The following is a 21,221-nucleotide window of genomic DNA, read 5'->3' as shown; positions in this document are numbered from 1 at the left end:
CGCGCAGCTTCCCGCGCCGCGGGCGCAAAGGGCCCCTCCCGTGGCGGGAGGGGCCCTTCGGGCGCGTAGGTGCGGTCGCTACACCCGGGAACGGCGGCGGGCGCCGGGACGGCGCTCGCTGGGCCGGGTGACGGGGTCGCCCGCCGCCTCGGCCGTCGCGCGGCGGGCCCGCCCGAACTCGGCGAGCGCCTGCGCGAGCGCGTGTACGGACGGCTCGGGGGCCATCACGTCCACCCGCAGCCCGTGCTCCTCGGCCGTCTTCGCGGTCGCGGGCCCGATGCACGCGATGACGGTGACGTTGTGCGGCTTGCCGGCGATCCCGACGAGGTTGCGCACCGTCGAGGACGACGTGAACAGCACCGCGTCAAAGCCGCCGCCCTTGATCGCCTCCCGGGTCTCGGCCGGCGGCGGCGAGGCGCGCACCGTGCGGTACGCGGTCACGTCGTCCACCTCCCAGCCCAGCTCGACGAGACCGGCCACCAGCGTCTCGGTGGCGATGTCGGCGCGCGGCAGGAACACCCGGTCGATCGGGTCGAAGACCGGGTCGTAGGGCGGCCAGTCCTCCAGCAGCCCGGCGGCGGACTGCTCGCCGCTGGGCACCAGGTCCGGCTTGACGCCGAACTCGACCAGGGCCTGCGCGGTCTGCTCGCCGACGGCGGCGACCTTTATCCCGGCGAACGCCCGGGCGTCCAGGCCGTACTCCTCGAACTTCTCGCGGACCGCCTTGACCGCGTTGACCGAGGTGAACGCGATCCACTCGTAGCGGCCGGTGACCAGGCCCTTGACCGCGCGCTCCATCTGCTGCGGGGTGCGCGGGGGTTCGACCGCGATGGTCGGTACCTCGTGCGGCACCGCGCCGTAGGAGCGCAACTGGTCGGACAGCGAGGCGGCCTGCTCCTTGGTGCGGGGCACCAGGACGCGCCAGCCGAACAGCGGCTTGGTCTCGAACCAGGAGAGCTGCCGGCGGTACGCGGTGGGCTCGCCGACGACGGCTATCGCGGCGATCGGGCCCTCGGGCGTCGGCAGCGCCTTGGTCGACTTCAGTTCGGCCGCGATGGTGGCCAGGGTCGCGCTCCAGGTGCGCTGGCGCGTGGTGGTGCCGGCCACGGTGACGGTCAGCGCGGTGTCGGGCTTGCGCCCGGCGGCGACGAGTTCGGCGGCGGCCGCGGCGACGGTCTGGAGCGTGGTGGAGACCACCAGCGTCGCCGTGCTGGCACCGACCTCGCCCCAGCACTGGTCGGAGGCGGTGGCGGCGTCCACGAACCGGACGTCGCCACTGAGCGGCACGCCGGCGTACGCGGGCACACCGAGGGCGGCGGCGACGCCGGGGACGACCTCGAACGGGATGCCCGCGTGGGCGCAGGCCAGCATCTCCTGGGCCGCGGACGCGTCCAGGCCGGGGTCGCCGGCCACCGCACGCACCACCCGCTTACCGGTGCGCGCGGACGACATGACAAGCTGTGACGCAGCAGCGGCGGCGTCCAACACCTCACCGCCGGCGGCGGGTTCGGCCGTGCCCACATCGGGGCGGGCGTGGCCGCGGACGACGTCGAGCACGTCGCCGGGGCCGACCAGCACGTCGGCGAGGGCCAGTGCCTCGACCGCGCGCAGGGTCAGCAGTCCCGGGTCACCGGGTCCGGCACCGAGGAAGGTCACATGCCCGGCGGCTGGTGCGGCGAGGCCGGCGGCGGTGCCGGCCGGGGTGGTTGTAGCGACGGCGGCGGGGTTCAAGATGTGCGCTCCCCCATAAGACCGGCCGCACCCTTGGCAAGCATCGCCACGGCGAGTTCGCGGCCAACGGCCCGCGCCTCGTCGTCCGACGCCGGTACGGGACCGGTGGTGGACATCTGCACCAGCGAGGTGCCGTCGGTGCTGCCGACGACGCCGCGCAGGCGCAGCTCGGTGGACTGCCCGTCGGCCACGAGGTCGGCCAGCGCGCCCACGGGGGCGGAGCAACCGGCCTCAAGGGCGGCGAGCAGGGATCGCTCGGCGGTCACGGCAGCCCGCGTGAACGGGTCGTCGAGTTCGGCGAGCTGTGCGGCCAACTCCTGGCGGGAGGCGGCGCATTCGACGGCGAGTGCGCCCTGCCCCGGAGCGGGCAGGCTGACGTCGGTACCGATCAGCTCACTCGCCTCGGCGAGCCTGCCGATACGGTTCAGCCCGGCGGCGGCCAGCACGACCGCGTCGAGCGTGCCGGAAGTAACGTACCCGATTCGGGTGTCAACGTTGCCACGGATCGGGACCGTCTCGATGTCCCGTCCGTGTGACCGTGCCCACGCGTTGAGCTGCGCCATGCGGCGCGGCGAGCCGGTGCCGATCCTGGCGCCGGGCGGCAGCGTGGCGAAGGTGAGGCCGTCACGGGCCACCAGGGCGTCCCGCGGGTCCTCGCGGACCGGGATCGCGGCGATCACCAGCTCGTCGGGCACCGTGGTGGGCAGGTCCTTGAGGCTGTGCACGGCGAAGTCGATGTCGCCGGCGACCAGCGCGTCGCGCAGCGCGGAGACGAAGACGCCGGTGCCGCCGATGCGGGCGAGGGACTCCTTGGAGACGTCGCCGTAGGTGGTGATCTCCACGAGTTCGACGGGTCGGCCGGTGAGCTGCCGTACCTGGTCGGCGACCATGCCGGACTGCGCCATCGCGAGCTTGCTGCGGCGGGTGCCCAGCCGCAGCGGCGCCCCGTCGGCGGCGGGGCCGCGCCGCGAGGCGCGCGCGTCCGCGTCTTCCGGCGGCCGGTCCGCGCCGGTCGGTCCGGGGGCCGCCGCCGGCGTCCGCACCGGCTCCGCCCCCGCAGGGTTACTCATTGCCCGCCTCGATTCGGTTGCGTGCCACCCGTGTCGGCGGCCGGGTGTCGGCCCGGCTGACGGCGGCGACCGCCTGCGGGTCGAGGTCGAAGAGTTCGCGCAGCGCGTCGGCGTAGCCGGCCCCGCCGGGCTCACCGGCGAGCTGCTTGACCCGCACGGTCGGGGCGTGCAGGAGCTTGTCGACCACGCGGCGCACCGTCTGCGTGATCTCGGCGCGCTGCTTGTCGTCCAGACCGGGCAGCCTACCGTCGAGACGGGCGAGTTCACCCGCCACGACGTCGGCCGCCATCGCGCGCAGCGCCACCACGGTGGGGGTGATCCGGGCCGCCCGCTGGGCCGCGCCGAAGGCGGCGACCTCCTCGGAGACGATGGCCCGGACCTGGTCCACGTCGGCGGCCATCGGGGCGTCGGCGGAGGCCGCGGCGAGCGACTCTATGTCCGCGAAGTGCAGGCCGTCGATCTGGTGGGCGGCCGGGTCCACGTCCCGCGGCATCGCCAGGTCCAGGACGGCCAGCGGCCCTTCGGCGGCGCGGCGCCCGATCGCGGACCGCAGGTCGTCGGCGGTCAGCACCAGGCCGGTGGCGCCGGTGCAGGACACCACGAGGTCGGCGCGGGAGACGGCGTCGGGCACCTCGGGGATGGTCAGGGCGCGGGCGCTGAGCCCGGGGTGCTGCTCGGTCAGCAGGGCGGCCAGCCGTTCGGCGCGCTCCACGGTGCGGTTGGCGATCGCCAGCTCGCGGACCCCGGCCCGGGCCAGGGTCGCCGCGGCGAGCGAGGACATCGACCCGGCGCCGACCACCAGGGCGCTGCGGCCCTCGAGCGGGCCGGTGGCCGGGGCGAGCTGGGAGAGCCCGAAGGTGACCAGGGACTGTCCGGCGCGGTCGATGCCGGTCTCGGAGTGGGCGCGCTTGCCGACCCGCAGCGCCTGCTGGAACAGGTCGTTGAGCAGGCGGCCGGCGGTGTGCTGCTGCTGGCCGAGGGCGAGGGCGTCCTTGATCTGGCCGAGGATCTGGCCCTCGCCGACGACCATGGAGTCCAGGCCGCAGGCCACCGACAGCAGGTGGTGGACGGCCCGGTCCTCGTAGTGCACGTACAGGTGGGGGGTGAGCTCGTCCAGGTCGGCGGAGCTGTGCTGGGCGAGCAGCGTGGACAGCTCGGCCACCCCGGCGTGGAACTTGTCGACGTCGGCGTACAGCTCTATCCGGTTGCAGGTGGCCAGCACCGCGGCCTCGGTGGCCGGTTCGCAGGCGACCGCGTCCTGGAGCAGCTTGCCGCGCGCCCCCTCGGGCAGCGCGGCGCGCTCGAGGACGCTGACGGGGGCGGTGCGGTGGCTCAGCCCGACGACCAGGAGGCTCATGCACACTCCCCGTCGTGCTCGGGCCGGCCGCCGCCGGACACACGTCGCCTCATGGCGCTGGGCTCGTTCATGCCGGCATCACGGCGGGTACGTCACCGTCCGGGTCCTGGCGTTCCTCACCGGCCTTGCGCTGCTCGTGGAAGGCGAGGATCTGCAACTCGATGGAGAGGTCGACCTTGCGCACGTCGACCCCGTCGGGCACCGACAGCACCGTCGGGGCGAAGTTGAGGATGGAGGTCACGCCGGCCGCGACGAGGCGGTCGGTGACCTCCTGGGCGGCGCCGGCGGGGGTGGCGATCACGCCGATGGACACCTGGTTGTCCGCGACGATCGTCTCGAGTTCGTCGATGTGCCGCACCGGCAGTCCCGCGACCAGGCGGCCGGCCAGCGCCGCGTCCGCGTCCAGCAGCGCGGCGACGCGGAAGCCGCGGGAGGCGAACCCGCCGTAGTTGGCGAGCGCGGCGCCCAGGTTGCCGATCCCGACGATGACGACGGGCCAGTCCTGGGTGAGGCCGAGTTCACGGCTGATCTGGTAGACGAGGTACTCCACGTCGTATCCGACTCCACGCGTCCCGTAGGAGCCCAGGTAGGAGAAGTCCTTGCGCAGCTTCGCGGAGTTGACTCCGGCGGCGGCGGCGAGTTCTTCCGAGGAGACGGTGGGCACCGAGCGCTCCGAGAGTGCTGTCAGTGCCCGCAGATACAGCGGAAGCCTGGCGACGGTGGCCTCGGGAATCCCTCGGCCGCGGGTCGCCGGTCGGTGTGTTCGGCCAGTTGCCACGGTGCTCCTGCGGGTAGAGCTGGGCTGAGGGCGGCCACGGTCCTTGGGGACGCCCCGTGGACGCCAGGCTATGTCTTTGTGAACGCGTGCACAAAGATGGTGTCCGATTTGCCCGGCGGAAGTGATGGGCATCACGCATGTCCATGCCGGACATTCGGCACGGTCGCGCGCGCCGAATCGTTGCGGCGGCGCACCCACAGGCCGTCCGCCGCCGCGAGCACGCCGGACGGCTCCGGCCACGGCAGCCCGGCCGCGGTCACCAGCAGGTCGGACAGCCCGGGCAGCCGCGGCGCGTGGTGGGCGAGCAGCGCCGCGGTGGCCCGGACATCACCGAGCGCGGTGTGCGGACTCCAGTCGGTGAGCCCGATCCCGGCGGCGCAGGCCCGCAGCGACAGCCCGTACGGCAGCGGGCGGTCGCCGGCCGCCGCGATCCGCATGGTGCACACCTCGGGCACCGCGGGCAGCCGCAGCCCCAGCCGCGCGTACTCCGCCGCCAGGAAGGCCCGGTCGCAGCCGACGTTGTGCCCGACCAGCACCCGCCCGCGCAGCAGCGCCAGCAGCCGGGCGGCGATCGCGGCGAACCGCGGCGAACCGATCAGGTGCTCGGGTTCGATGCCGTGGATGTGGGTGGGGCCGACCGGGCCCTGCGGGTCGACGAGCGTGGTGAACTCGCCCTGCGGCACCAGGTCGGGGTCCAGCAGCAGCACCGCCAGCTCCACCACCCGGTGCCGGTGCGAGGACGAACCCGTCGCCTCGACGTCCACGACGGCGTAGCCGTACGCACCCTCACTCCGGCCCGGAAGCACGCGTCCACACTCCTCACGCATCGCCCCCGGGTGTACAAAACGCCCTCGATGGTAATCGAATACGCGGCTCCGTCGGCAATCCGCTCAAAATGCCCACCGGTTCGGGTACCCGGGCGGTCGGACCCGGGCCGGCCCACGCGGGCCGTCGCGGCCGGACCCGGCGCACCGCCGGTCAGGCCAGCGCCGCCCGCAGCCGCCCCTCGTCCACCCGCCAGAAGGTGTGCTGCTCGCCGTCGACCAGCACCACCGGGATCTGCTCCCAGTAGCGGTCGTGCAGCGCGGCGTCCTGCGTGATGTCCTGCTCGGTCACGGTCGCGCCCGTCTCCGCGGCGACCTTGCCGATCACCGCGCGGGCGTCGTCGCACAGGTGGCAGCCGGGCCGGCCGATGAGGGTCACCGTCTTCGGGGTCGTCGTCATGACCGCCATTGTGTCCCGCCCCGTTCACGTACCGGCATCCCGGCCGAGGCGGGACCGCCCCCGGGCGTGGTTATGCTCGGCGGCATGGCCGCTCTCAAATGGCTCACCCCCCGTAGGCAGTCCGCCACCGAGCGGAGCGTGCTGGCAGGAGAGGCCGCCGCGGAGGCCGCCCTCGACAACCGGGCGCGGTCCGACGACGCGACCGCCGACCCGGAGGAACCGCAGTTCCCGGTGGCGGGCGACCCGCGGGCCGCCGCCTTCTTCGACCTCGACAACACCGTGATGCAGGGCGCCGCGCTCTTCCACTTCGGCCGCGGCCTGTACAAGCGGAAGTTCTTCGACAAGCGCGACCTGCTGCGGTTCGCCTGGCAGCAGGCGTACTTCCGGCTGGCCGGCTCCGAGGACCCCGAGCACATGCGGGACGCCCGCGACAGCGCGCTGTCCATCGTCAAGGGGCACCGCGTCGAGGAACTGACCCGCATCGGCGAGGAGATCTACGACGAGTACATGGCCGGGAAGATCTGGCCGGGCACCCGCGCCCTCGCCCAGGCCCACCTCGACGCCGGGCAGCGGGTCTGGCTGGTCACGGCCGCTCCCGTGGAGACCGCCACGATCATCGCCCGCCGGCTCGGACTGACCGGCGCGCTGGGCACCGTCGCCGAGTCGGTCGACGGCGTCTACACCGGCCGCCTGGTCGGCGAGCCCCTGCACGGCCCGGCCAAGGCCGAGGCGGTACGCGCGCTGGCGACGGCCGAGGACCTCGACCTGTCGCGGTGCGCGGCCTACAGCGACTCCACCAACGACATCCCGATGCTCTCCCTGGTCGGGCACCCCTACGCGGTCAACCCCGACAGCGCCCTGCGCAAGCACGCGCGGGCCGAGGGCTGGCGGCTGCGCGACTACCGCACCGGGCGCAAGGCGGCGAAGATCGGGATTCCCGCGGCCGCGGGGATGGGCGCGGTGACCGGCGGCGTGCTCGCCGCCCTGGCCGCCCGCAGGCGCTACCGCTAGGACCCGCGCCAGGGCCGCGCCGGTCGGCGGGAGCCGCCCGGCACCGGAAGGGGCGCGCGCGGCACCGCAAGGGGCGCGCGGCGCGTTCGAACCGCCGCGGCGCGGCCGTGCGCGCCGCGCCGGGCCCGGCGGCCGTTCGAGCCGTGCGCGCCGCGCGGGAGCGCCCCGTCCGGAACCGGCCCGCCCGCGCGCACGGCCCGCCGCGTACGCGCGGCCGTACGCCCTCCGCGCGGCGCGCACGGCTCGTTCCGCCGAACACGCGGCTCGCATCCTCGACTTCGACACGAGCACAACACGCCCTTCACACGAGCGCTTCACGACCGCAAGTGGTCAACTCGGGTGCCCCGTTCGATAATTGGTCGATCACGATTCCGCACAGGAAGTGCCGGAAACGGCGATTTCCACAACTCGGTGTAGCGTCGCCTGTACGAAGCGTTATTCTCCTCAGACGCATTCCGGTACCCACACGTCGCCACGACGGGTGAACGGTCCCGTACTGCACGTGATGGAAGTTCTGCCTCTGGGAGTCCCGTGTACCCACACGACGGGGTTGTCACCTCCGGCCTGGCTGCGCTGCGCGCTCTGGTCATCGACCAGTTGCCGCGTGTCCCCGCGTACGCCGCGCCCGCCCTCGCCACGTCCGGTCCCACCGTCCCCGGCCCGGCCTACGCCCTGGCCGAAATCAGCACCGCCGCAGGCAGACGCACCCGCAACAGCAGCCCGCAGCGCGGCCAGGCCGCCGACAAGGGCACCGCCGCACGCCGTCCCGCGTCGGACACCGACAGCGGCCGCATGATGGACCTGGTCGAGGCCGCGCAGGGCGGCGAGACCGAGGCGTTCGGCCGGCTGTACGACCACTACAGCGACACCGTCTACCGGTACATCTACTACCGGGTCGGCTCCAAGGCGACCGCCGAGGACCTCACCAGTGAGACGTTCCTGCGCGCCCTGCGCCGTATCGGCACCTTCACCTGGCAGGGCCGCGACTTCGGCGCCTGGCTGGTCACGATCGCCCGCAACCTGGTCGCCGACCACTTCAAGTCGAGCAGGTTCCGCCTCGAAGTGACCACCGGCGAAATGCTGGACGCCAACGAAGTGGCCCGCAGCCCCGAGGAATCAGTGCTGGAACAGCTCTCCAACGAGGCGCTGCTCACGGCCGTCCGCAAGCTCAACCCGCAGCAGCAGGAGTGCATCACCCTGCGCTTCCTCCAGGGCCTGTCGGTGGCCGAGACCGCCCGTGTGATGGGCAAGAACGAGGGCGCCATCAAGACGCTCCAGTACCGCGCGGTGCGCACCCTGGCCCGCCTGCTGCCCGAGGACGCCAGGTGAGCGGCGCCCGCGGCTCGCGCTGCCCGATCATCAGACCTGCGTAACCCAACCGGACCGGCACTCGTTGCATCACATGCAGACACTTCCGCGCCGCGCGCCGCTCACCGTTTTTCACCCGATCGGGTGGACGGCCACGGAGAGGGCAACCTCCGGACGGCAGGGGGAGTCGAGTGTGGAGACGAGAGGAGGTGCCGCCCGTGATCGGACAGGCAACGGCACACCGTCGGGCGAACGCCTTCGCCCAGGCGGTCGAGGACGCCGGGCTTGACGGCGGCCGCGAGGAGACCCCCGGCGGACACGGCGCCGATGCCGTGACGGACGGCGGTGCCGACGCCCACGGGCCCGGGGACCGCGGTTCCGGCGGCGGTGCCGGCGGGCACGGCGGGGCGCACGCCGCCGGCGGGGCGCACCCCGGCGGGGCGCACGGCTCCCACGCCGCCGACCGCCACGCCGACCCCGAGCAGGGCTCGATGGTCGCCCTCGCCGAGGCCCTCGGCCGGCGCCCCCGCCCCGCGATGGACCCCGCGCGCAAGACGGTGCAGCGCGCCCAGTTGATCGCCGCCATGGAGCAGGCGATCGCCGACGGCAGCTTCCGGGCCACCGCCCGGGTGCCCGAGCAGCGCGGCGAGAGCGGCGTGCGCGCCCCGGCCTCCGCGCTGCGCAGGCTCGCCCCGCGCTCCCGGCTGTCCCGCCGGCTCGCGGTCGGCGGGCTGACCATGGGGGTCGCCGCCGGCGCCCTGGGCGGCGTCGCCGCGGCGAGCACCAACGCCCTGCCGGGCGACAGCCTCTACGGGCTCAAGCGCGGCATGGAGGACATCAAGCTGGACATGGCGGGCAGCGACGCCTCCCGCGGCAAGGTCTACCTCGACATGGCCTCCACCCGCATGCAGGAGGCGCGCCGGCTGATGGACCGCGGCCGCGGCGGGCAGCTCGACCCCGAGTCCGTCGCCGAGGTGCGCAAGGCGCTGTCCGGCATGCACCAGGAGGTCTCCGAGGGGCACCGCCTGCTCACCGCCGCGTACCGGAAGGACGGCTCGCTCCAGCCGATGGAGCTGCTGAACACCTTCGCCGAGAACCACCGCCAGGGCTGGACCGACCTGAGCGGGAAACTGCCCAGCCAGCTCACCGACGTCTCCGACCAGGTGACCTCGCTCTTCGACGCCATAGACGCCGAGGTCGCCCCGCTGTCCCTGCCGCAGAAGGACCACTCCGGCACCTCCCCCGCCACCCGCGGTGGCGACGGCTCCGGCACCGGACGCGACGGCGGCACACCCGGCGGCGCACCCTCGGGCGACCCGTCCGCGACGACCACGACGAAGGGCTCGGCCGGCCAGGACAGCGGGCAGAGCCCCAGCCCCTCGCCCTCGGAGAGCGCGCCCGACGGCCTGATCGGCGGTTCCGGCAAGCTGCTCGACACGCAGCCGGTGCTGCCCACCGCCCCCGGGGCGACCCCCACGCCGACCCCGACCTCGCCCCGGCACTCGGTGGAGCTGCCCCCGCTGCTCCCCGGCCTGCTCCCCGGCCTCGGCCTGACCAGCGACGACGACGGCTGACAGTGAGGATGTGACGTGGTGACGCTGCTGGTGGGTCTGACCCCTCGGCTGACTGACGTCTCGACTGTCCTGTTTGGGATTTGTCGGCCCATCCGGGCGTCACCACGCACGCGGCCGGACGGGCGCTTGTGACTTCATAGGAGCTTGTCGCATAAGCCCCGTCACTGTCTTGTCCACCCGCCCGACCGGCGCGTGCCGCCCTCGTCGGTACGGATACGCAAGGACGGACATGACCAGCATGACGCACGACGGGCCGCGGATCACCGGCGGAGTCGACACCCACGGCCTGACCCACCACGCGGCCGTGATCGACTCCATCGGCCGGCACCTGGCCGATCGCGAGTTCGAGGCCACCATCCGCGGCTACCGGTACCTGCTGGACTGGATGCGCTCGCACGGCGACCTGGTCGCGGTCGGCGTCGAGGGCACCGGTGCCTACGGCGCCGAGCTCGCCCGCGTGCTGACCGCCGCCGGGGTCACCGTCTTCGACGTGGACCGGCCGGACCGCAAGACACGGCGGATGAAGGGCAAGTCCGACCCGATCGACGCCTATGCCGCCGCAATGGCCGTGCTCTCGGGCCGAGCCGCCGGCATCCCCAAGAGCCGGGACGGCGTGGTCGAGGCCGTGCGGGTCCTGCGACTCGCCCGCCGCAGCGCGGTCAAGGCCCGCACCCAGGCGATGAACCAGATCCGCGGCCTGCTGGTGTCGGCCCCCGCGATGCTGCGCGAGCAGGTCGCCGGTCTGGACCGGGCCGCGCTGATACGCACCCTGGCCCGGCTGCGACCCGGCGAGGACCTCTCGCGGCCGCTGGCGGCGACCCGGGGATCGTTGCGGCGCCTCGCCCGCCGTCTCCAGGCACTGGACACCGAGATCACCGAGCTGGACGCGGAGATCGGCCCGCTGGTCAAGCAGGCCGCTCCGCAGCTGCTGGAGCTGTTCGGGGTCGGGCCCGAGACCGCCGGCCAACTGCTCGCCTCCGCTGGGGACAACCCCGAACGAATGCGGTCGGAGGCCGCGTTTGCCCACCTGGCAGGAGTCGCACCGATCCCGGCGTCCTCCGGCCGCACACACCGCCACCGACTCAACCGCGGCGGCGACAGGGCCGCCAACAACGCCCTGCACACCATCGTCCTGACCCGCATGCGCTTCGACGAACGCACCCGCGCCTACGTCGAACGACGCACCAAGGAAGGGCTGAACAAGAAGGACATCATGCGCTGCCTCAAGCGATTCGTCGCCCGCGAGGTCTACCGCGCCCTGACCACCACACCAACGGAACGAATCACTCAAACCGACCTCGCACCGGCCGCTTGACAAGCATAGGAGCATCCGCCGGTACGCGGCGGGGGCGGGAACCGGCACGGACCCCCGCTCCCGCCGCACCCGGACCGGCCCGCCCGTTTCAGCCCGCCCGGGACACGTCACCCGGATCAGAAGAACACCGACCGCCGTTCCACCAGCAGTTCGTACAGCGTGTGCTGGATCGTCTCGCGGACCTGGTCGGTCAGGTTGAAGACGAGCATCGGGTCGTCCGCGGCCTCCGGCGGGTACGACTCCGTGGGGATCGGCTCGCCGAACTGGATCGTCCACTTCGTCGGAAGCGGAAGGAGCCCGAGCGGCCCGAGCCAGGGGAAGGTGGGGGTCAGCGGGAAGTACGGGAAGCCGAAGACGCGGGCGAGGGTGCGGGAGTTGCCCACCATCGGGTAGATCTCCTCGGCGCCCACCACCGAGCACGGCACGATCGGCACCTTCGTCTTCAGCGCCGTCGCCACGAACCCGCCCCGGCCGAACCGCTGGAGCTTGTACCGCTCGGAGAAGGGCTTGCCCAGGCCCTTGAACCCCTCGGGCATCACCCCGACCACCTCGCCGCGCTCCAGCAGCAGTTGCGCGTCCTCGGCGCAGGCGAGGGTGTGGCCGGCCTTGCGGGCCAGTTCGTTGACCACCGGGAGCACGAACACCAGGTCCGCGGCGAGCAGCCGCAGGTGGCGGCCCGCCGGGTGGTGGTCGTGCACCGCGACCTGCGTCATCAGCGCGTCGATCGGCAGCGTCCCGGAGTGGTTCGACACGACCAGGGCGCCCCCCTCGGCGGGGATGTTCTCGATGCCCTTGACCTCGACCCGGAAGTACCCCTCGTACAGCGGGCGCAGCAGCGACAGCAGCACCTGGTCGGTGAGGTCGGCGTCGAAGCCGAACTCGTCGACGTCGTAGTCCCCGGTCACCCGGCGGCGCAGGAACGACAGGCCCTGCGCGACCTTCCGCTCCCAGGGCCCGCCGAGCAGCCGGTCGGCGACCGCGCCGAACGCGGCGGACAGCGACTCCCCCGGCCCGTCCGCGCCCGCCGCCGACGGACCCGCCGACGAGGTCGCGGCACCGTCGTCGGCGCCGTCGGCTGAGCCGTCGGCGGAGCCCTGTCCCGCCCCTGTGGGCGGCGAGCCGTCCGCCTGAGCCGGAATGCCCGCACCGCCTTCCGGAACGGCGGCCAGCGGCGGCTGGGGGCCGTTCTCGGCCTTCTGCCCGGGCGCCGGCGCGCCCGCCTTGCGCTCCCGGCCCCGCGACCGCCGCGCCCCACTCCCGGCGCCCGTCCCGCCACCGCCGCGGCGACGGGCGTCATCCCCGAACGGAATGACCTTCGCGTCCGTCATGGCTGCCGCTCCTCCTGCCGCTCCTGCCCCCGCACCGATCCCGATCCCCCGCCGTCCGCCGCCACCACGCTGTCCGCCCCCACCGTCACCGCGCCGACTCCGCGCGCCGCACCCGGGCCGCCGCGCCGTCGACCGCGGCCGCCAGCCGGGCGGGCGGCAGCAGGCCGGGGTGCCGGGTGCGGGCGAAGTCGTGGAAGGTCTCCGCCGTGGTGTGGACGGGGTGGAAGCCCAGCGTCTCCCGCATCTGCCGGGTGTCGACCACCCGGCCGTGGGTGAGCAGCCGGATCTGCTCGGCGGAGAAGTCCGTCACCCCCGCCGTCCGCAGCATCCGGCCCACCCAGGTCACGGCGGGCAGCAGCACCGGCACCGTCGGGCGCCCCAGTCGCCGCGCGGTCTGCGACAGCAGCAGCACCCCGTCGCCGGCGACGTTGAACGTGCCGCTGTTCAGCGTCCCCCGCCGCGCCTCCGTGGCGGCGACCACCAGGACCTCGTCGACGTCGTCCTCGTGCACGAACTGGAGCCGGGGGTCGTACCCCAACACGGTGGGCAGTATCGGCAGGTCGAAGAACTCCGCCAGGGGGGTGTCCGCCCGCGGGCCCAGGATGTTGGCGAACCGCAGCACCGCCACCGCCACGTCGGGCCGGCGCCGGGCGAAGCCGCGCACGAAGCCCTCGACCTCGACCGCGTCCTTCGCGAAGCCGCCGCTGGGCAGCGACTTGACCGGGGTGGTCTCGGTGAACACCGCCGGGTCGCGCGATGCGGAACCGTAGACACTCGTCGAGGACTTCACCACCAGCCGGCGGACGGTCGGCGCCTTCTGGCACGCGCCCAGCAACTGCATCGTGCCGATGACGTTGGTCTCCTTGGCCTGGGTGCGGCCGCCCGCGCCCAGCGGGGTGCCGCTGACGTCCAGGTGCACCACGGTGTCCACCGCGTGCTGCGCCAGCACCTTTCCGATCATCGGCTGCCGGATGTCGGCCCGGACGAACTCCGCGTCCCCCAGGTCGTGCTCCGGCGGCACCACGTCGACGGCGACCACCCGGTCGACCTCGGGCTCGCGCTGCACCCGCCGGACGAACCGCCCGCTGAGCTGCCGCGCGACTCCGGTGACGAGCACCACCTTGCCCACGTTCAGCGCCTTCCTGAGGGAATGCTGTCACCGTACCCCGCCGGTGTTGCGCCGCGGCGACGAAACGCCCCCGCCTCCGGCCGGCCGCCGACCGGCCCCGTACACGCCACTGCCCCCTCCGACCGCCCTGAATCGGGCGGAGGGAGGGGGCAGGAGAGCGGCAAGCAGCGCGCTTACTTCTTGTTGCGGCGCTGAACACGCGTCCGCTTCAGAAGCTTGCGGTGCTTCTTCTTCGCCATACGCTTACGCCGCTTCTTGATGACAGAGCCCACGACAACCCTCGCTTCGGTTTCACTCGGTGCGGGGCGTCCGAGCCCACACGACCTACGTCGGCCTAGCCTACCCGCCCCGAGCGGACGAACGTAACCGAGGCCCACGCGGTCCGTCACCGGCCCGTTACCGGGCCGTCCCGGGCAGCTCAGGCAGACTCCACCCCCACGTAGGATTCCCGCAGGTACTCGTGCACGGCCTGCTCCGGAACCCGGAACGACCGACCCACGCGAATCGCCGGCAGATGACCGCTGTGCACCAGTCGGTACACGGTCATCTTCGACACCCTCATGACCGCCGCGACTTCGGCGACGGTGAGGAACACGACCTCGTTGAGAGGCCGACTTTCAGTTACAGCCATGACACACCTGAACCTTCCGCACATGACGGCCACCGGCTTCCCCTCCGGCGACTCCAAACAGGCATGTGCGCTCCCCCTCAGATTAGGGGCGGATGATGCAAGTGGGGAAGAGGAGTTGCGAAGGGATGATTACTGCCCGAGCCACGCACTCTTGAGGACGTAACGGGTGACCGGCCGGTAGTAATCCGAGCGAGCGGTGTCGTCGAGTGGTACGGCCACCGAGACGATGCCCTCTGCCTCGGCCACGAAAACCGCCGGGTCGTCGCAGTCCCCCAGACCGATCGCCTCGATGCCCAACTGCCCTGCCCCGCAGACGAATCCATGGTCCCCGACCACCAGTTTCGGTAGCGTGCCGGCCTGCTGCGCGGCCGCCGCGAGCGCCGCCCGCACCGGCAGCGGCGAGTGGGTGTGCGCTCCCTTCTCGGCTCCTTCCGAGCGCACCAGCGCCACTCCCCCTACGTAGCCGAGGCGGTGCGCGCGTACGCCGAAGTGAGTGGACATGCGCATGCATTCGTCGTAGCGCGGGGTGAGGACCCGGCACCCCGCCGCCGACAGGGCAGCGGACAAAGTTGCGTAGAAACCGAGGAGACGATGTGGATGTCCTGTGCCCAGCAGGACGGGTAGCCGGTCGTGCGCCGCGCGCGCCAGGCGCTCCGCGAACGCGTCGAGGGCCGCCAGCGTACGGTCCGGATCGATCACGTCCGGACCGGACGTCCGGTCCGGATCGGCCGACACCCCGCACCGGTCGGCCATCAGCCGCAGCAGCTCCGCCCGCCCCCACTCGCCGTCCGGTTCGAGCCCGCAGGTCTGCCGGGGATCACGCGCCGCGAACAGCCCGTAGTTCACCAGGCTCTGCTCCCGCGCCGTGCGTACCTCGCCCGCGAGTCCCACCGCCACCAGATGTGCGCGCAGCGCACCCACACTCACCACGCGCCCGATCCTGCACACCCCGTACGACCGGCACACGGCGAACCGTCCGGTAATCACCCCCACGGGTGGGCACCGGGCCCGGACCGGTCCCGCGCGGCCACGTCGGAGGAGCGGGGGCGCTCCGTGCGCGGGCTCGCGCGGGGACCGGCCCGCGCGGGGCCGGTACGGCGGCGACGCCCCCTGGGCGGCTACGGCAGCAGCCCGTGCAGCGGGAACACCGCCCGCCGCGTGGCCAGCACCGCCTGGTCGAGCCGTGACGCCGGGTCGTACCCGCCGTCGTCGAACTCCGTCCAGCGCCCCGCCGCCCCGTCCGTCATCCGTGCCGACACCGGCGTCCCGGTCCGCGCGTACGCCTGGTCCTGCCACTCCCGCGGCACCGCCGTCCGCGGCTCGACCGGCGTACCCGCCGCGATGCCCACCAGGTGCGTCCAGGCCCGCGGCACCACGTCCGCGACCGCGTACCCGCCACCGCCGAGCGCCACCCAGCGCCCCTCCGCGTGCTCGTGCGCCAGCCGGTGGCACGCCTCCGCCACCACCCGCTGCGCGTCCAACGACACCGCCAGGTGAGCCAGCGGGTCCTCCACGTGGCTGTCCGCGCCGTGCTGCGAGACCAGCACCTGCGGCCGGAACGCCGCCACCAGCTCCGGCACCACCGCGTGGAACGCCCGCAGCCAGCCCTCGTCCCCGGTCCCGGCCGGCAGCGCCACGTTCACCGCGCCGCCCTCCGCCGCCGCCCCGCCGGTCTCCTCCGGCCACCCCGTGGCATACGGGAAGAGCGTGCGCGGCGTCTCGTGCAGCGAGATCGTCAGCACTCGCGGCTCGTCCCAGAACGCCGTCTGCACACCGTCCCCATGGTGTACGTCCGTGTCCACGTACACCACCCGCTCGGCGCCGAGCTCCAGCAGCCGCGCCACCGCGAGCGCCGCGTCGTTGTAGACGCAGAAGCCCGCCGCCTGGCCCGGCATGGCGTGGTGCAGCCCGCCGGCGAAGTTCACGGCGTGCTCGACCCCGCCCCGCCACACCGCCTCGGCCGCGGCCACCGACTGCCCGGCGATCAGCGCGGACGCGTCGTGCATCGCCGCGAACGCCGGGTTGTCCATGCTGCCGATGCCGTACGCCGCCTCGGCGCCCGCCTGCGCCGCCCGCGGGTCCGCCGAGGCGCGGCGCACGGCGGCCACGTAGTCCGACCGGTGCACCAGCTCCAGCGTCGACTCGCCGGCCGCCGGGGCCGCCACCACCTTCACCCCCGCGTCCAGGCCGAACGCGCGCACCAGCGCCCAGGTCAGGTCGAGCCGCACCGGGTCCATCGGATGCCCGGCCCCGAAGTCGTACGCCGTTACCCGGTCATCCCACATCAACTGCGCGCGGCCGCTCATGGCCGACACCGTACCCGGCGGCGCCCTTCGCGAAAGATCCCGCGTACAGCAGGGTCGCCCCCACCAGGACCATCGGCACGACCATGGCGCCGCGGTAGCTCCACGCGTCGCCGAGCGCCCCGACCAGCGGCGACCCGACCAGGAACCCGACGTAGTTGAAGATGTTCAGCCGCGCGATCGCCGAGTCCGAGTCGTCCGGGAACATCCGCCCGGCCGCGGCGAAGGTCTGCGGCACGATCACGCACAGCCCGAGGCCGAGCAGCGTGAAGCCGAGCATGCCCACCCACGGCCCCGGCGCCACCGCCACCACCGCGAAGCCCGCCACCGCCACCACCGAGCCCAGCCGCACCACCGCGACCGCGCCGAAGCGCCGCACCCCCTGGTCCCCGACCGCCCGCCCGATCAGCGTGGTCACCATGTACACCGCGTACGGAACCGTGGAGAGCTGGTCGGAACTGTGCAGCGTGTCCTGGAGGTACTTCGCGCTCCAGTTGGAGACCGTCGAGTCCCCGATGTACGCGAAGGCCATCACCAGGCACAGCGGAAGGAGCATGCGCATGACGACCTGCTGGGCGGCCCCGGTCCCCACCGGACGGCCACCGGAGGGGCCGGCAGGCCCCTCGGCGGCGGCTCCCGGGGGTTCGGGCCCGTACGGGACGGCCGGGCCGCCGTCCCACTCCTCCACGCCGGCCGCCGGGGGCCGCTGGTCGCGGTACCAGCGGCTCGCGGTCAGCGTCAGGGGAATGAGCACCAGCACCGCCGGGCCGTAGAGCGAGAACAGCGCGATGTGCCAGTGCGCGCCCGACCAGGCCAGCGACGCCCCGACGATGCCGCCGAGGCTGTAGGCCGCGTGGAACCCCAGCATGATGCTCTGGCCCCACTCCCGCTGGAGGCTCACGCCCAGCATGTTCATCGACGCGTCCAGCCCGCCGACGCACACCCCGAACAGCGCGAGCGTCACCGCCGCCGCCCACATCCGGTTCCCGGCGCCCAGACCGGCCAGCACCAGCGCCACCACCGGCTGCACCCAGCGCAGCACCACGCTCGGCCGCACCCGCTTCACCAGCCGCTCGGTCAGCACGCTCCCGACGCCGGCCAGGATCGGCACGGCCGCCAGGAACACCGGCAGCAGCCCGTCACTGATCCCGTAGCGGTCCTGGATCGCCGGGATACGGGTGACGAGCAGCGCGAACAGCGCGCCCTGCGCGAAGAAGCTGATCGCGAGGGCGGCCCGGCCTTGCCGCAGAGCCTGCGGGCGAGCGACGTCCATAAGCGAGCAGGCTAAGCGCGGGAGCTACGGATGAGTAGGGTCTGCGCTCACTCTTCCGCCGGGCCGGCCAGCAGGGCCGGCAGCTCCGGCATCCGCGCGAAGAGCGCGGTGGCCCCCGCCAGCCGGGCTGCCGGCGTCATCCCGGTGAACCCGTAGACGTCCATCCCGGCCGCGACGGCCGCCTGCACGCCCAGCCGGCTGTCCTCCACCACGGCGCACCGCCCGGGCGCGACGCCCATCGCGCCTGCGGCGTGCAGGAAGAGGTCGGGAGCCGGCTTGCCGCGCCCCACGTCCTGCGCCGAGAAGATCCGCTGCTCCCCGAAACGGTCGTACAGCCCGGTCTTGCGCAGGGCGACCCGGATGCGCTCGTGCCCGCCCGACGACGCGAGGCAGTACGGCACCCCGTCCGCGGCGAGCGCGTCCAGCACCGCGGCGACTCCCTCGACGGGCTCCAACTCCCGCTCGAAGGCGGCGAAGACCTGCGCGTGGTAGGCCGCGTCGAAGTCCACGGGGAGCTCGGCCCCCGACCGCTCGCGCACCAGGTCGTGGACGCGGTGCGGGGCGGCGCCCATGAAGTCCCGGAGGGAGTCCTCATACGTGGTGGGGTGGCCGGCCGCGGTCAGGCACTGCGCGAGGATGCGGTTGGAGAGGGGCTCGCTGTCCACGAGGACACCGTCGTTGTCGAAGATCACCAGGTCGTACTGCACGAGGTCACGGTACATGCCCCCGCCTGGCCCCCCAACGCGAAGAAGCGCCAACCCTTGTGACATGCACAAGAATTGGCGCTTATTCAAAATTTGTTCGGCGGCGTCCTACTCTCCCACAGGGTCCCCCCTGCAGTACCATCGGCGCTGAAAGGCTTAGCTTCCGGGTTCGGAATGTAACCGGGCGTTTCCCTAACGCTATGACCACCGAAACACTATGAAACTCTCCACACACCACACACACCACACACCCGGTTCTCACCAGGCAATGGCATGTGGGTAGCTGGTTGTTTCAGAACCACACAGTGGACGCGAGCACACATGGACAAGCCCTCGGCCTATTAGTACCGGTCAGCTCCACCCCTCACGAGGCTTCCACATCCGGCCTATCAACCCAGTCGTCTACTGGGAGCCTTACCCCATCAAGTGGGTGGGAGCCCTCATCTCGAAGCAGGCTTCCCGCTTAGATGCTTTCAGCGGTTATCCCTCCCGAACGTAGCCAACCAGCCATGCCCTTGGCAGAACAACTGGCACACCAGAGGTTCGTCCGTCCCGGTCCTCTCGTACTAGGGACAGCCCTTCTCAAGACTCCAACGCGCGCAGCGGATAGGGACCGAACTGTCTCACGACGTTCTAAACCCAGCTCGCGTACCGCTTTAATGGGCGAACAGCCCAACCCTTGGGACCGACTCCAGCCCCAGGATGCGACGAGCCGACATCGAGGTGCCAAACCATCCCGTCGATATGGACTCTTGGGGAAGATCAGCCTGTTATCCCCGGGGTACCTTTTATCCGTTGAGCGACGGCGCTTCCACAAGCCACCGCCGGATCACTAGTCCCTACTTTCGTACCTGCTCGACCCGTCAGTCTCACAGTCAAGCTCCCTTGTGCACTTACACTCAACACCTGATTGCCAACCAGGCTGAGGGAACCTTTGGGCGCCTCCGTTACCCTTTAGGAGGCAACCGCCCCAGTTAAACTACCCACCAGACACTGTCCCTGATCCGGATCACGGACCGAGGTTAGACATCCAGCACGACCAGAGTGGTATTTCAACGACGACTCCCACCAAGCTGGCGCTCGATGATCAAAGTCTCCCACCTATCCTACACAAGCCGAACCGAACACCAATATCAAGCTATAGTAAAGGTCCCGGGGTCTTTCCGTCCTGCTGCGCGAAACGAGCATCTTTACTCGTAGTGCAATTTCACCGGGCCTATGGTTGAGACAGTCGAGAAGTCGTTACGCCATTCGTGCAGGTCGGAACTTACCCGACAAGGAATTTCGCTACCTTAGGATGGTTATAGTTACCACCGCCGTTTACTGGCGCTTAAGTTCTCAGCTTCGCCACACCGAAATGTGACTAACCGGTCCCCTTAACGTTCCAGCACCGGGCAGGCGTCAGTCCGTATACATCGCCTTACGGCTTCGCACGGACCTGTGTTTTTAGTAAACAGTCGCTTCTCGCTGGTCTCTGCGGCCACCCCCAGCTCAGGATGTAAAAACCCATCACCAGAAGTGGCCCCCCTTCTCCCGAAGTTACGGGGGCATTTTGCCGAGTTCCTTAACCATAGTTCACCCGAACGCCTCGGTATTCTCTACCAGACCACCTGAGTCGGTTTAGGGTACGGGCCGCCTTGAAACTCGCTAGAGGCTTTTCTCGACAGCATAGGATCATCCACTTCACCACAATCGGCTCGGCATCAGGTCTCACCCTTCACGAAGGACGGATTTACCTACCCCTCGGGCTACACCCTTACCCCGGGACAACCACCGCCCGGGCTGGACTACCTTCCTGCGTCACCCCATCACTTACCTACTACAAGTCCGGTTCAGCGGCTCCACCACTCCCCCTCACTCCGAAGAGATCAGAGGCGGCTTCACGGCCTTAGCATCGCTCGGTTCAGTACTGGGCGCTTCAAAGCGGGTACCGGAATATCAACCGGTTGTCCATCGACTACGCCTGTCGGCCTCGCCTTAGGTCCCGACTTACCCTGGGCAGATCAGCTTGACCCAGGAACCCTTAGTCAATCGGCGCAAGAGTTTCCCACTCTTGTATCGCTACTCATGCCTGCATTCTCACTCGTGAACCATCCACCACTCGCTTACACGGCGGCTTCACCCGGCACACGACGCTCCCCTACCCATCCGTACGGGCGTTGGCCCTCATGTACGAATGACACGACTTCGGCGGTACGCTTGAGCCCCGCTACATTGTCGGCGCGGAATCACTTGACCAGTGAGCTATTACGCACTCTTTCAAGGATGGCTGCTTCTAAGCCAACCTCCTGGTTGTCTCTGCGACTCCACATCCTTTCCCACTTAGCGTACGCTTAGGGGCCTTAGTCGATGCTCTGGGCTGTTTCCCTCTCGACCATGGAGCTTATCCCCCACAGTCTCACTGCCGCGCTCTCACTTACCGGCATTCGGAGTTTGGCTAAGGTCAGTAACCCGGTAGGGCCCATCGCCTATCCAGTGCTCTACC

18 protein-coding genes and 2 rRNA genes (1 of these 20 running past the window's edge) are annotated in these 21,221 nt (G+C 71.6%); 4 read left to right on the top strand and 16 right to left on the bottom strand.

Features of this window, described 5'->3' with window-relative positions; all coding sequences use genetic code 11:
- Positions 1–78 precede the first annotated feature (78 nt).
- The 6 genes from RVR_RS21315 to RVR_RS21290 all read right to left on the bottom strand — a co-directional run bounded on the left by RVR_RS21315 (position 79) and on the right by RVR_RS21290 (position 6,160).
- On the bottom strand, positions 79–1,731 hold the full coding sequence (locus RVR_RS21315; protein WP_202235374.1) for a bifunctional uroporphyrinogen-III C-methyltransferase/uroporphyrinogen-III synthase: 1,653 nt from the start codon (positions 1,729–1,731) through the stop codon (positions 79–81).
- Positions 1,728–2,801: a hydroxymethylbilane synthase gene (gene hemC / locus RVR_RS21310; protein ID WP_202235373.1), complete on the bottom strand. Its 1,074-nt coding sequence runs from the start codon at positions 2,799–2,801 to the stop codon at positions 1,728–1,730. Before hemC ends, RVR_RS21315 begins: the two co-directional genes overlap by 4 nt.
- A complete protein-coding gene (locus RVR_RS21305; RefSeq protein ID WP_202235372.1) occupies positions 2,794–4,158 on the bottom strand; it encodes a glutamyl-tRNA reductase in 1,365 nt (454 codons plus the stop codon). Before RVR_RS21305 ends, hemC begins: the two co-directional genes overlap by 8 nt.
- A gap of 67 nt (positions 4,159–4,225) precedes the next feature.
- Positions 4,226–4,936, bottom strand: a complete 711-nt coding sequence (locus RVR_RS21300) for a redox-sensing transcriptional repressor Rex (RefSeq protein WP_202235371.1) — start codon at positions 4,934–4,936, stop codon at positions 4,226–4,228.
- A 131-nt stretch (positions 4,937–5,067) separates the two neighbouring features.
- Entirely contained in the window at positions 5,068–5,742 is a 675-nt protein-coding gene (locus RVR_RS21295) for a 3'-5' exonuclease (RefSeq protein ID WP_237404884.1), read from the bottom strand.
- Between the two features lie 172 nt (positions 5,743–5,914).
- On the bottom strand, positions 5,915–6,160 hold the full coding sequence (locus RVR_RS21290) for a glutaredoxin family protein (RefSeq protein WP_237404883.1): 246 nt from the start codon (positions 6,158–6,160) through the stop codon (positions 5,915–5,917).
- 84 nt (positions 6,161–6,244) lie between these two features.
- Here RVR_RS21290 and RVR_RS21285 point away from each other — a divergent pair, with 84 nt between their 5' ends.
- The 4 genes from RVR_RS21285 (at position 6,245) to RVR_RS21270 (ending at position 11,368) form a co-directional block, all read left to right on the top strand.
- The gene (locus RVR_RS21285; protein WP_202235368.1) at positions 6,245–7,171 is read left to right on the top strand and encodes an HAD family hydrolase; all 927 of its coding nucleotides are present in this window, start codon (positions 6,245–6,247) and stop codon (positions 7,169–7,171) included.
- A gap of 531 nt (positions 7,172–7,702) precedes the next feature.
- Positions 7,703–8,500, top strand: coding sequence for an ECF subfamily RNA polymerase sigma factor, BldN family (locus RVR_RS21280; protein WP_202235367.1), 798 nt, complete (start codon positions 7,703–7,705; stop codon positions 8,498–8,500).
- 197 nt (positions 8,501–8,697) lie between these two features.
- Positions 8,698–10,053: a DUF5667 domain-containing protein gene (locus tag RVR_RS21275; RefSeq protein WP_202235366.1), complete on the top strand. Its 1,356-nt coding sequence runs from the start codon at positions 8,698–8,700 to the stop codon at positions 10,051–10,053.
- 229 nt (positions 10,054–10,282) lie between these two features.
- Positions 10,283–11,368 carry an IS110 family RNA-guided transposase gene (locus RVR_RS21270; RefSeq protein ID WP_202235365.1) on the top strand — a complete coding sequence of 362 codons (1,086 nt, stop codon included), beginning with the start codon at positions 10,283–10,285 and terminating at the stop codon, positions 11,366–11,368.
- A 116-nt stretch (positions 11,369–11,484) separates the two neighbouring features.
- Here the strand turns inward: RVR_RS21270 and RVR_RS21265 are convergent, their stop codons facing one another.
- The 10 genes from RVR_RS21265 to RVR_RS21220 form a co-directional block, all read right to left on the bottom strand.
- Positions 11,485–12,696, bottom strand: coding sequence for a lysophospholipid acyltransferase family protein (locus tag RVR_RS21265; protein ID WP_202235364.1), 1,212 nt, complete (start codon positions 12,694–12,696; stop codon positions 11,485–11,487).
- A gap of 85 nt (positions 12,697–12,781) precedes the next feature.
- A complete protein-coding gene (locus tag RVR_RS21260) occupies positions 12,782–13,825 on the bottom strand; it encodes an NAD-dependent epimerase/dehydratase family protein (RefSeq protein WP_202235363.1) in 1,044 nt (347 codons plus the stop codon).
- A gap of 173 nt (positions 13,826–13,998) precedes the next feature.
- Positions 13,999–14,097 carry a 30S ribosomal protein bS22 gene (locus tag RVR_RS21255; RefSeq protein ID WP_003948845.1) on the bottom strand — a complete coding sequence of 33 codons (99 nt, stop codon included), beginning with the start codon at positions 14,095–14,097 and terminating at the stop codon, positions 13,999–14,001.
- 146 nt (positions 14,098–14,243) lie between these two features.
- A complete protein-coding gene (locus tag RVR_RS21250) occupies positions 14,244–14,456 on the bottom strand; it encodes a helix-turn-helix domain-containing protein (protein ID WP_202235362.1) in 213 nt (70 codons plus the stop codon).
- 129 nt (positions 14,457–14,585) lie between these two features.
- Positions 14,586–15,386 carry a phosphatase gene (locus RVR_RS21245; protein ID WP_202235361.1) on the bottom strand — a complete coding sequence of 267 codons (801 nt, stop codon included), beginning with the start codon at positions 15,384–15,386 and terminating at the stop codon, positions 14,586–14,588.
- Positions 15,387–15,574: 188 nt separating this feature from the next.
- Positions 15,575–16,762: an acetoin utilization protein AcuC gene (locus RVR_RS21240; RefSeq protein ID WP_202235360.1), complete on the bottom strand. Its 1,188-nt coding sequence runs from the start codon at positions 16,760–16,762 to the stop codon at positions 15,575–15,577.
- Positions 16,731–18,032, bottom strand: coding sequence for an MFS transporter (locus tag RVR_RS21235; protein WP_202235359.1), 1,302 nt, complete (start codon positions 18,030–18,032; stop codon positions 16,731–16,733). The genes RVR_RS21240 and RVR_RS21235 overlap by 32 nt, the downstream gene beginning before the upstream one ends.
- Before the next feature lie 47 nt (positions 18,033–18,079).
- Entirely contained in the window at positions 18,080–18,739 is a 660-nt protein-coding gene (locus RVR_RS21230) for an HAD family hydrolase (RefSeq protein ID WP_202238872.1), read from the bottom strand.
- Between the two features lie 92 nt (positions 18,740–18,831).
- Positions 18,832–18,948, bottom strand: a 5S ribosomal RNA gene (rrf, locus tag RVR_RS21225).
- A gap of 109 nt (positions 18,949–19,057) precedes the next feature.
- Positions 19,058–21,221: ribosomal RNA gene (locus tag RVR_RS21220) — 23S ribosomal RNA — on the bottom strand; it runs 963 nt beyond the window's last position.

It is taken from the genome of Streptomyces sp. SN-593 (genome assembly GCF_016756395.1).
GTDB lineage: Bacteria > Actinomycetota > Actinomycetes > Streptomycetales > Streptomycetaceae > Actinacidiphila > Actinacidiphila reveromycinica.
This window is presented reverse-complemented; position numbering and strand designations above follow the sequence as displayed.